Genomic DNA, 8,945 nt, shown 5'->3' on the forward strand with positions numbered 1-8,945 from the left:
GTCAAGGTGCCGCTACACTGGCGGCCAGTGGACGCGCTGACGATCAACGAAGCGGCTGAGACCACGGGCTGGAGCCCGCGGATGCTCCGTTACGTCGAGCGCGTCGGGCTCCTCGAGCCCAAACGCTCGGCCGCCGGCTACCGGCTGTACGGCCCGGCCGAGCTGCAGCGCCTGCGCACCCTGCGCGAGCTGCTGGACGAGCACGACATCGGCCTGTCCGATCTCGCGTTCGCCCTGCGGTTGCGCCGTGACGAGGAACTTCGCCGGGCGACGGACGCCTGGTTCGAAGCTGAAGCGCAACGTCCCGCCGGCGTCCCGTCGGACGACTGGCTGAGCTTCGAGCAGCACAAGCACGAGAAGCTCCTCGCCGCGCTCGCGCGCCGCATTCCCACCCCCACCCCGGAGACCGTATGACCGCCATCACGACGCCCGACTACAAGGTCGCTGACATCGGCCTTGCCGCCTATGGCCGCAAGGAGATCCAGCTCGCCGAGCACGAGATGCCCGGCCTGATGCAGACGCGTGCCGAGTACGCGGAGGCGCAGCCGCTCAAGGGCGCGCGCATCACCGGCTCGCTGCACATGACCATCCAGACGGCCGTCCTGATCGAGACGCTCGTCGCCCTTGGTGCTGAGGTCCGCTGGGCCTCCTGCAACATCTTCTCGACGCAGGATCACGCCGCGGCGGCCATCGCCGAGGCCGGCATCCCGGTCTACGCCTGGAAGGGCGAGACGCTCGACGAGTACTGGTGGTGCACGGATCAGGCCCTCACGTGGCCCGACGGCGACGGCCCGAACATGATCCTCGACGACGGTGGCGACGCGACGCTGCTCATCCACCTCGGCAAGGAGTACGAGGCGGCCGGCGCCGTCCCGTCGCCCGACACGGCCGACAACGACGAGCACCGCATCATCCTCGAGACGCTCACCCGCACGCTGGGTGAGGACTCGCAGAAGTGGACGAAGGCCGCCGCCTCGATCAAGGGCGTGACGGAGGAGACGACGACGGGCGTGCACCGCCTGTACCAGTTCGCCTCCCAGGGCAAGCTGCTCTTCCCGGCGATCAACGTCAATGACGCCGTCACCAAGTCCAAGTTCGACAACCTCTACGGCTGCCGCCACTCGCTCGTCGACGGCCTCAACCGCGCGACCGACGTCATGATCGCCGGCAAGGTCTGCGTCGTGCTCGGCTACGGCGACGTCGGCAAGGGCTGCGCCGAGGCGCTCCGTGGCCAGGGTGGCCGCGTCATCGTCACCGAGATCGACCCCATCTGCGCGCTGCAGGCCGCGATGGAGGGCTACCAGGTCGCCACGCTCGAGGACGTCGTCGAGACCGCCGACATCTTCATCACGACGACCGGCAACAAGGACGTCATCTCCGCCGCCCAGATGGAGCGGATGAAGCACCAGGCGATCGTCGGCAACATCGGCCACTTCGACAACGAGATCGACATGGCCGGCCTGGCCAAGATCGACGGGATCGAGCGGATCGAGATCAAGCCGCAGGTCCACGAGTGGCGCTTCGCCGACGGCTCGACGATCATCGTCCTGTCCGAGGGCCGCCTGCTCAACCTCGGCAACGCGACCGGCCACCCGTCGTTCGTGATGTCGAACTCGTTCACGAACCAGACGATCGCCCAGATCGAGCTGTTCACGAAGACCGACGAGTACGAGAAGCAGGTCTACGTCCTGCCGAAGCACCTCGACGAGAAGGTCGCGCGCCTGCACCTCGACGCGCTCGGCGTGCGCCTGACGGAGCTCACCCCGGAGCAGGCCTCGTACATCGACGTGCCCGTCGAGGGCCCGTACAAGCCGGATCACTATCGCTACTAAGCCCTCAGCTTCTGGGCTTCTGCGGATCGAGTGGGCGGACGGGCAGATGCCCGTCCTCCGCTCGATCCGCGAGCGGTTCGCCCGCGAGCGGCCCCTGGAGGGGCTGACCGTGGGTCTGTGCCTGCACGTGACCTCCGAGACGGGGTGCCTCGTGCGGGCGCTTGCGGCGGGCGGCGCGTCCGTCGCGCTCTGCGCCTCCAACCCGTACGCCACGCAGCACGACGTGGCCGCGGCGCTGAGCGATGAGGTCGAGGTCCACACGGGTGGGCCCGACGACTGGGCCGACAGCGTGGCCGCCGTCGCGGCGCGCGCGCCCCGGATCACCCTGGACGACGGCGCCGACCTGCTGAGCGCGCTCCACGCCGTGCCGGAGCTGCTGGACGGCATGCTCGGCGGGACCGAGGAGACCACGACGGGGCTCGTCCGGCTGCGGGCGATGGAGGCCGAGGGCCGTCTGGCCGTGCCGGTCATCGCCGTCAACGAGGCGCGCGCCGAGAAGGCGCTCAACGACCGCTTCGGCACCGGGCAGTCCGTGCTGGACGGCATCCTGCGCGCGACGAACATCCTGCTGGCCGGCCAGACCGTCGTGGTCCTGGGCTACGGCTGGACGGGGCGCGGCGTCGCGCTGGCCGCGCACGGGCTGGGCGCCTCGGTGATCGTCTGCGAAGTCGACCCGCTGCGGGCGCTCGAGGCACGCATGGAGGGCTTCTCCGTGATGCCCGCGTCCGTCGCCGCCGAGCGCGGTGACGTCTTCATCACCGTGACCGGTGGGCAGGACGTGCTGCGCGGCGAGCACTTCGTGCGGATGAAGGACGGCGCGGTGCTGGCCAACGCCGGGCACTTCGACGTCGAGATCTCGCTGCCCGACCTGCGGGGCGCAGCGGTGGAGGTGCGCGAGGTGCTGCCGCTCGTGCGTCAGTACGACCTCGGCGATCGTCGCCTGAACCTGCTGGCCGGCGGCCGGGTCGTGAACCTCGCCGCCGCCGACGGGCACCCGGCGGCGGTCATGGACGTCTCCTTCGCGCTGCAGGCCTTGGCCGCGGAGGCGCTGGCCACGGGCTCGTTCACGCCGGGCGTGCATCCCGTCCCGGACGGGATCGAGCGCGAGGTCGCGGCGCTGAAGCTGGCCGCGCTGGGCGTCGAGATCGACGAGCTGACGCCCGCGCAGGTCGCGTACCGCTCGCTTACATCGCCACCGCTCGACCGCTGACGCGGATCTCGGGCTGCTCGCCGTCGAGGGTGACGGTGAGCAGGCTCGGCCGGCCCATGTCGACGCCTTGGTGGATCGTGATCGTGGCGGGCGGGGTGACCGCGCCGACCTCGCGCAGGTAGTTGCCGAACGCGGCCGCTGCGGCGCCGGTCGCCGGGTCCTCCACGACGCCGCCGATCGGGAACGGGTTGCGCGCGTGGAACGTGGTCTCGTCCTCGCGGTAGACCAGGTCGACCGTGATCAGGTCCAGGTCGAGCATGAGCTGCTTGAGGTCCTCGAAGGCGTAGTCGAGGTCGGCGAGGCGTTCGCGGGTGGCCGCCGCGAGGACGAGGTGGCGGGCTCCGGCGTAGGCGATCCGCGGCGGCAGCGCCGGGTCGAGGTCCTCGTGGGACCAGCCCAGCGCGAGCAGCGCGGCGGCGAGGGTCTGCGAGGAGACGACCTCGATGTGCGGCGTGACGCTCGTGAGCGTGGCCGTGACGTTGCCGTTGCTGCCCTCAGTGTGCACCGGGATCGTGCCGGCCTGGGTGTGGAAGACGAGCGTGCCGGTGCCGTCGCGCTCGGCGAGCGCGACGCCGGTGGCGATCGTCGCGTGCCCGCAGAACGGGACCTCGGCCTCGGGCGCGAAGTAGCGGACGTCGTACTCGTTGGCGTCCTCGCGGGCGACCACGAACGCGGTCTCGCTGTAGCCGAGGTCGGCGGCGATCTTGAGCATCTCGTCGGCCTGCAGGCCGCTGGCGTCGAGCACGACGCCGGCGGGATTTCCGCCCTCGGGGGTCTCGGTGAAGGCGGCGTAGCTCAAGATCGCGGTCATGGCTTCGATCGTGGCAGTGGCGCGGCCCGTCGTCGGTGCGGCTAGCTCGTCATCACGATTCTGTAACCCCTGGGCAAGGTTCGGTTATGCGGTCGGTCTGGTCGTGGACGCGACCTCGCCGCTAGCCGGAATTAGGCCTGCCCACTCTTCGTGCACCGACAGTCGCGCCGCCGCGAGCCAGCTGGCGAAGGTGGCGTCGGCGTCAGCGCCTCGATACGGGGCGACTCCACTCGTGTACCGGAGCCGCTCGGCCTCGAACATGCGCTGGTACCGGCGGTACAGCGACCAGCGTTCGTGCGGGCGCTCGGCAGTGAGCAACCCGGCGATAATCGCGGCGACCGCGGCGAGCAGGGACGGGACCAGTTTGCCCCAGAAGAACTCGTGCCCGGCCGTGGACACAACGATCGACGCCGGGATCAAGGCCGTTGATGCCGCCATGGCCACCGTTCCCAAACGCGCGCGCCGCTTATTACGATCAGCCTTATTGGTGTGCTCGGCGATAAAACGATCGCATTCCTCGAGCAGTGAGACCTTCAGCCCATTAGGAGCATTCACGGCTGGCATCATGCTCGATCCCAGAACTCGTCGAAGCGTGCGAGTCGCGAACGCCAGCGTTCCCGCTCACCGACGTTGTGCCGGCTCTTGATGATCGAGGTGATCAACGGGCGAACGGCACGCTGGTAGTCCGCGGGCGCGCCCTCGTAGAGCGGCGTCAAAGCGATCTGGCTCAACGCCTCGTTGGGGATCGTGTCGACCCGGTCGGCCAGTGCGGCGAGCACGCGCCGGCGGAGAGCGTCATCGCCGGTTCTCGCTGCCATTTCCATCAACGAGCGTACGGCGCCGTAGACCACCCATCGGTGGGGGTAACTCAACGCGTCGACGAGTACGGCGGCGTTGGCGTCTGACGGCCACGCACCGAGCACATGTACCGCACGCCAGCGCGTGGTATCGCTGGCCGTGCGCACCATCTCCCGCATCCGGCGCGAAGCATCGTCCGTTCCCTCGTAGCGCTTGATTACGTTCGCAGCAGTCCAGCCGTGCAACGCGTCGGAGCTCGTGAGGGCGTCGATCACGTCGTCTCGAAGCGGGCGGTCGAGAGGGTCGCCGCAGAACAGATTCTGCCAGCTGGCGAACCATTCCGGACCACCCTCGACCTCCCGTACGAAGGTGGTGAGCTCGCGCAGCGTCGCGGCACTGCGCAGCTGTTGCGCGTGGTATCCCCGGAACCGTTGAAGTTGATTGTCGGCCCGGTCCCGCGTCCCGCGCACGGGGTCGAATCGCTTCTCGGCGGCTACGGCGAGGATCGCGGTGTGCAAGAACGCACTCGTCGCCTGATGGCCTTCTTGTTCGGCGGACGCGACTGCCGTGATCGTCCCCCGCCAGTTCCAGTCGTAGAGCTTGCGCACGAATATGTCGCGAGCGGATTCATCATCGAGTAGCTCCAAAACCAGCGCGGGGACGTCGAACGACGCAGCGTTGAACGTGAGGGCATCGAGCACGCTCGTGGTCCAGTAGTGCGGATGGCGTGCCATATGTCGCGCAGCCAGGTAGTCGTGCTCGAGTTGATGGCTGAAGGTCGCTAGCGAGTCGTGAGATTTCAGCGCTCCGCCTGCTCGCAGCGCGTGAAAACCATCAGTGCCGAGGAGCTCTTCTACCTCGCTCTCAGGGAAGGTCCGCTGACGTCGCTCGGCATAGACGTTGAAGGCCATCGCTGCGAGGGCGTCGATGTGCTCGTCGGTCATCCGCAATTGCTCGGAGAAGAACGTGCCAAGCGCCGAGGCGCGCGAGGCGAGGTCCAGGTTGCGACCACGCAGCGCGCGATCGAGGAAGAACGGGTTCTCGAGGAGCCCCGCTTCGTCGTCGAGCGTCGTGGCGGCGCCGGCCCCGAAGTTCTGCTCGATGATGTGCGTCACTTGGACGGCGTCGAGTGGGCGCAGCTTCAAGACGTCCCAGCCGGAATCGCGGTAGAACCCCTCACCGCCGCGGTCGGTGACCAGGACCCGGACCTCCGGGTGGGCACGCATGTACTCATCCAGAAGTTCCAAGATGCGGCTGGCGACCGGTGTGAACGGGACCTCGTTGAGCCCGTCCACCATGAGGAGCACCTCACGCCGCGCGAGAATTTCCTCAAACAGGCCGACCCCGATTCGCTGCACCGACGCGCTAAGCAGCACGTCCATGAACGGCGACAGGCGCTCAGCGGTCGGAATCCCGTCGAGCCGGTCGGCGTACTTCGGGCGCCACCGCTTGAGGTCAACAAGGACCGGGAACGCCTCTAGTGGTCCGGAAGCCGCCATCGCGGCGTGGTGCAGCATGGTGCTCTTGCCAAGGCCCGCGCCGCCGACGAGCGCTACGCCGTGGCGTTTCAAAGCGTGCCCGAGCACTCCCTCGCGTGTGATTCGCTGGCCTCCTGCGTCGATGTGCGACTCGTAGGCGATCGGTGGGACGTAGTAGTCGTTGTGAAGTCGGCGTCGCAGCTCGGCGATCGACTCCGCCTCCGCAGGCGTGACACCGACGAGTTCGCCGGGGGTCTGTTCGATCAGCTCGCGCAGAACGGCGATCGCGGCATCGGACGCAGCGGCCTTCCATGCATCACGCGTTTCCTGATTGTCGGGCTGGTCAATCCAGTCCGAGATTCCTCGCAGCGCAGCGAAGCTGACTGCGTGCCCTGCGTCGACCTTCAGAAAAACAGCGTGTGCGGCGCCCACTGATTCCATGTCGACGGCCAGCGCCTTGTCGTACGTATCGACAATGCGGCGCGTTTCGTGGGCGTTGGTATCCGTCAGGAGCTTGTCGCCAGACACAACGCCACCGGGCAGCAGCTTCGGCGGGTGGGTCGCTGATGGACGCCCTACCCGGAGCCGTTGATGCCAGTGGCTCTCGTGCGCGAGGTCACGGGCGAGCGTTGAAAGCCACGTTGATGGCTGTTGGAACTTCATAGACCGCGGGATTCGCGTCTGCTGGTTGCCGCTCGGCGGGACGATCTTGATGAGCTCGTAGTAGTCGAGCCGGTCGGCGGCGACCACGTCGCCCAACGCGAGCCCGTCGCGCGCTATAGGTCCGGGCCCCCAAATGCCCCCACCGATGTCGGCGATGATTAGGCAACGAGGGCGCCAGACATCCAAGAAGTGCGCGGCAAACGACCCAGCGGGGAGAAGAGATCGTTCAGGCTGCTGCGCCTCGACCACAAGATGGGTCCCGTTTCCGGCTGCAGGAAGGTTCGACACCGTCCAGCGGTACCCGTCGCGAAACGTCGTCTGGTGGCTCGGCAGACCGTCTACCCACAGGCGATGCGCCTCGGGCACGACTGTGATGACGGCGAACGAGCATTCATAGCCGGTGCCGGAGGGCATTCACGAGCGACCTTAACCCAATCACTGCCGGGCGCGTGCGAGATGTCTCAAGCTCGTAGGGCGCTCCTAGTAACCGATGGTCAACAGTCGTGTACCTTTTGTTGAACGACGGTCAACAAGGAGACCTGCGATGCAGGACCGCGAGATGACCTTCCTCCTCGCCCGGCCCGAGCGGTGGTTGCTACGCGCGATCGCCGCGCGGCTGCCGGGCTTCATCCGGCCCGACCACCTGACGGTGCTGGCGCTGGTGGCGGCCGTGGCGTTCGCCGTTGCCGCCGCGACCGGGCACTTCTGGACGGCGGCCGCGCTGCTCGTCGTGCACTGGTTCGGCGACTCGCTGGACGGGACGCTGGCGCGGGTGCGGCGCGCGGAGCGGCCCAAGTACGGCTACTACGTCGACCACCTCGCCGACGCGGCCGCGACGGCGCTCGTCGGGCTCGGCCTCGGGCTGTCGACGTCGATGCACCTGACCGCCGGGCTCGTGCTCGTGATCGCCTACCTGGCGCTGTCGATCAACTCGTACCTGGAGACGCACGCGTTCGGGCGCTTCTCGTTGGGCTACGGGCGGCTCGGGCCGACCGAGGCGCGGCTCGCGCTGATCGGGCTTCTCTCGGCGGTGGCGCTGGGGGTCGAGGTCGCTTGGTTCGGGCTCACGCTGCTCGACGTCGTCGCGCTGGGTGGCGCGGGCGTGATGCTGGTCGCGCTCGCGGCGCGGGCGGCCGGGAACCTGAAGGTGCTCGCGGCGCGCGAGCCCTACACGGTGCCGTAGCGCTCTTCGCGCTCGTCTGCTTCGTCGGACTCCGCGAGCATGCGGATGAACAGGTAGGCGAGCGCGACGCCCATCACGAGCGACTGCTCGAGCGCCATCAGGACGCCGGCGATGTGCTGGTCGTCGATCGGGCTCAGGCCCCAGCGGGTGCCGCTGTGCTCGTAGTAGTCGTACAGCAGGTTCGGCGCGAAGCCGAGCATGATTCCGAGGAAGCCGACCGCGATCTTCGTGGAGGCCATGTACAGCACCGGTCCGAGCCCGCCGAGCCGCAGGCGGGAGCGGATGGGGGAGAGCAGGTGCCACCAGTACAACGCGCCCGCCGCCGCGAAGCTGAGGTGCTCGAGCGTGTGGACGAAGCTGTGCTCGAGCGCTGCCTCGTACATGACCGGGATGTGCCAGATCCACATCGCCGCCGCGTACGCGATCACGCCGAACGCGGGATGCCCGAACGGCCCGGCCTTCTTCTCGATCCAGTGGATCCGCCGCGTGACCGGCCGCAGGATGTGCTTGGTCAACGCGACCGTCAGGCAGATCGGCACCAGGTCCGCGAGGATCAGGTGCTGGACCATGTGGAACGTCGCGAACTGCTCACCCAACCGGTCCACCGGGGAGATGAGCGCGACCCCCAACAACGCGATCCCGAGCAGCCACAGCGCGAGCCGCCCGTAGCCCGCCGCGCGCGCCCCACCCTCACGCCGCGACGTCCGCCAACGCGCGACGTAGACCCACACGTACGCGATCAGCGCGATCAGGATGATCGGCGCGAAGTTCCACCCCGCGTCGACCGGCTCCGCGGCGCCCAGCAAAGTCGGCACAAACACCGCACAGGATTGTGACGTAGCGCGACAGACACGACACGCGCGCGTCCGGAGAATCCCCGGCATGACCCAGCGGACCCGACCGCGCCGCCCCGCGCCCGCGCCGCGCCGCTCGGGCGCCCGGCCGTCCGCGCCGCCTGCGCTGTCCGCGC

General features: G+C 68.5%; 8 protein-coding genes. 4 read left to right on the top strand and 4 right to left on the bottom strand.

The annotated features are described in order from the left end of the window. The first annotated feature begins 27 nt into the window (after positions 1-27). From OJ997_RS14545 to OJ997_RS14555, 3 genes are read left to right on the top strand one after another with little or no spacing between them, the layout of a single operon-like run. On the top strand, positions 28-414 hold the full coding sequence (locus tag OJ997_RS14545; RefSeq protein ID WP_270025843.1) for a MerR family transcriptional regulator: 387 nt from the start codon (positions 28-30) through the stop codon (positions 412-414). Then, on the top strand, positions 411-1,832 hold the full coding sequence (gene ahcY / locus OJ997_RS14550; RefSeq protein WP_270025844.1) for an adenosylhomocysteinase: 1,422 nt from the start codon (positions 411-413) through the stop codon (positions 1,830-1,832). The genes OJ997_RS14545 and ahcY overlap by 4 nt, the downstream gene beginning before the upstream one ends. Then, positions 1,816-3,042 carry an adenosylhomocysteinase gene (locus OJ997_RS14555; protein ID WP_372517897.1) on the top strand — a complete coding sequence of 409 codons (1,227 nt, stop codon included), beginning with the start codon at positions 1,816-1,818 and terminating at the stop codon, positions 3,040-3,042. The genes ahcY and OJ997_RS14555 overlap by 17 nt, the downstream gene beginning before the upstream one ends. Here the strand turns inward: OJ997_RS14555 and OJ997_RS14560 are convergent. The 3 genes from OJ997_RS14560 to OJ997_RS14570 form a co-directional block, all read right to left on the bottom strand. Further along, positions 3,017-3,853 (bottom strand): PhzF family phenazine biosynthesis protein, encoded by an 837-nt coding sequence (locus OJ997_RS14560; protein WP_270025845.1) that lies wholly within the window; start codon positions 3,851-3,853, stop codon positions 3,017-3,019. The two genes, OJ997_RS14555 and OJ997_RS14560, sit on opposite strands and share 26 nt — an antisense overlap. A gap of 84 nt (positions 3,854-3,937) precedes the next feature. Then, positions 3,938-4,408, bottom strand: a complete 471-nt coding sequence (locus OJ997_RS14565) for a DUF4231 domain-containing protein (RefSeq protein WP_270025847.1) — start codon at positions 4,406-4,408, stop codon at positions 3,938-3,940. Between the two features lie 8 nt (positions 4,409-4,416). Further along, positions 4,417-7,206, bottom strand: a complete 2,790-nt coding sequence (locus OJ997_RS14570; RefSeq protein WP_270025848.1) for an NACHT domain-containing protein — start codon at positions 7,204-7,206, stop codon at positions 4,417-4,419. Positions 7,207-7,336: 130 nt separating this feature from the next. Here OJ997_RS14570 and OJ997_RS14575 point away from each other — a divergent pair, with 130 nt between their 5' ends. Then, positions 7,337-7,975 carry a CDP-alcohol phosphatidyltransferase family protein gene (locus tag OJ997_RS14575; protein WP_270025849.1) on the top strand — a complete coding sequence of 213 codons (639 nt, stop codon included), beginning with the start codon at positions 7,337-7,339 and terminating at the stop codon, positions 7,973-7,975. Here the strand turns inward: OJ997_RS14575 and OJ997_RS14580 are convergent. Further along, the gene (locus tag OJ997_RS14580; protein WP_270025850.1) at positions 7,960-8,790 is read right to left on the bottom strand and encodes a cytochrome c oxidase assembly protein; all 831 of its coding nucleotides are present in this window, start codon (positions 8,788-8,790) and stop codon (positions 7,960-7,962) included. The genes OJ997_RS14575 and OJ997_RS14580 overlap by 16 nt on opposite strands. Positions 8,791-8,945 lie beyond the last annotated feature (155 nt).

This window comes from Solirubrobacter phytolaccae (genome assembly GCF_027587195.1).
Lineage (GTDB): Bacteria > Actinomycetota > Thermoleophilia > Solirubrobacterales > Solirubrobacteraceae > Solirubrobacter > Solirubrobacter phytolaccae.